Here is a 1,460-nt window from a genome sequence, read left to right as displayed (position 1 = left end):
GGCGCCGCCCTCGGCGCGCACGTCGTCGCGACCGCGGGCGGTGCCGACCGGGCCGAGCGGTGCCGCGATCTCGGGGCGCGCACGGTCGTCGACCACCGCACGCAGGACGTCGCCGAGGCGGTGCGGGCGGCCACGGACGGGCACGGCGCCGACGTCGTCCTCGACGTGCTCGGCGCCGGCGGGCTCGCGACCAATCTCGCGACGCTGGCCACCGGGGGCCGGCTCGTCGTCATCGGCACCCAGCGCGGCGCGCGGGGCGAGCTCGACCTGGGGCTGCTCATGGCGAAGCGGGGCAGCGTCATCGGCACGACCCTGCGCGCCCGCCCGCTCGCCGAGAAGGAGCAGATCGTCGCGGACGTCCGGGCGCACGCGTGGCCGATGCTCACGGACGGCCGGCTGCGCCCCGTCGTGCACGCGCGGCTGCCGCTGGACCGCGCCGCCGACGCGCACCGGCTGCTCGACTCGGGCGAGGTGTTCGGCAAGGTGCTCCTCGTCCCCTGACCCCCGCGGCCGCCGCTGCGCGGACCGGGCGGGGACCCGGCCGCAGGGGTGCCGTCGGAGCCCGCGCGCGAGAGGATGGCGCGCATGAGCGACTCCAGCACCGGCCCGCAGCGCCCCCGCGTCGTCGTGCTCGGCGGCGGCTCCGGCGACCCCGACGGCACGCAGGACGAGGACCGGGACGGCGCCGACGCGGCGGACCGCCCCGACGTGGCCGAGGAGGCCGCCGCCTCCGTCGGCCAGCCCGCGAAGGTCATGCGGATCGGCACGATGATCAAGCAGCTGCTCGACGAGGTCCGCAGCGCCCCGCTCGACGAGGCCGCGCGCGCCCGGCTCGCCGAGGTGCACGAGCGCTCCCTGCGCGAGCTCGAGGACGGCCTGTCCCCCGAGCTCATCGACGAGCTGCACCGGATCACGCTGCCGTTCGCCGACGAGCAGACGCCCAGCGACGCCGAGCTGCGGATCGCGCAGGCCCAGCTGGTCGGCTGGCTCGAGGGGCTGTTCCACGGCATCCAGACCGCGCTCGTCGCGCAGCAGATGGCGGCGCAGGCGCAGCTCACGCAGATGCGGCGGGCGCTGCCGGGCGGGCACGGACCCGCCGGACCCGTGGGGCCGGGTGGCGTGCCCGGGGCCCCGACCGCGGACCCCGGCCCGGGCCAGTACCTCTAGCGCCGCTGACGTACGGCGGGACCCCGTCGACCTCGGGTCGGCGGGGTCCCGTCGTCCCGGCTCAGTTCCGCAGGCCGACGCGCCGGCGACCCCGGCCGGCGAGGTGGGCGAGGCACCCGTGGAGCGCCATCGCCAGCAGCACCACGCCGGTGGCACGGTCGACGTAGGTGGCCGCGGCCCGCGCCACCACGTCGTCCGCGGCGGTGAACCGGGCCGCGCCCGTCGCGTACGCGGTGAGCGCCGTGGTGAGCGCCCACCGCCCCGGACCCACCACGACCAGGACGTATCCCGCG

Annotated in this window: 3 protein-coding genes; 2 read left to right on the top strand and 1 reads right to left on the bottom strand. The window is 78.3% G+C overall.

All coding sequences use genetic code 11. The features are described from left to right. Together G6556_RS18800 and G6556_RS18795 are read left to right on the top strand one after the other, a co-directional pair. Positions 1 to 501: zinc-binding dehydrogenase (locus tag G6556_RS18800; protein WP_166944663.1), on the top strand; the 501-nt coding region annotated here is incomplete at its 5' end. 84 nt (positions 502 to 585) lie between these two features. Then, complete coding sequence (locus G6556_RS18795) at positions 586 to 1,167, top strand: bacterial proteasome activator family protein (RefSeq protein WP_166944662.1); 582 nt, start codon at positions 586 to 588, stop codon at positions 1,165 to 1,167. Positions 1,168 to 1,228: 61 nt separating this feature from the next. Here G6556_RS18795 and G6556_RS18790 read toward each other — a convergent pair. Then, the coding region (locus G6556_RS18790; RefSeq protein WP_166944660.1) for a hypothetical protein at positions 1,229 to 1,460 on the bottom strand (232 nt) is incomplete at its 5' end.

It is taken from the genome of Cellulomonas sp. IC4_254, assembly GCF_011603975.1.
Lineage (GTDB): Bacteria > Actinomycetota > Actinomycetes > Actinomycetales > Cellulomonadaceae > Cellulomonas.
The sequence above is the reverse complement of the archived record's forward strand: the minus strand, read 5'-3'. Positions and strand labels throughout refer to the sequence as shown.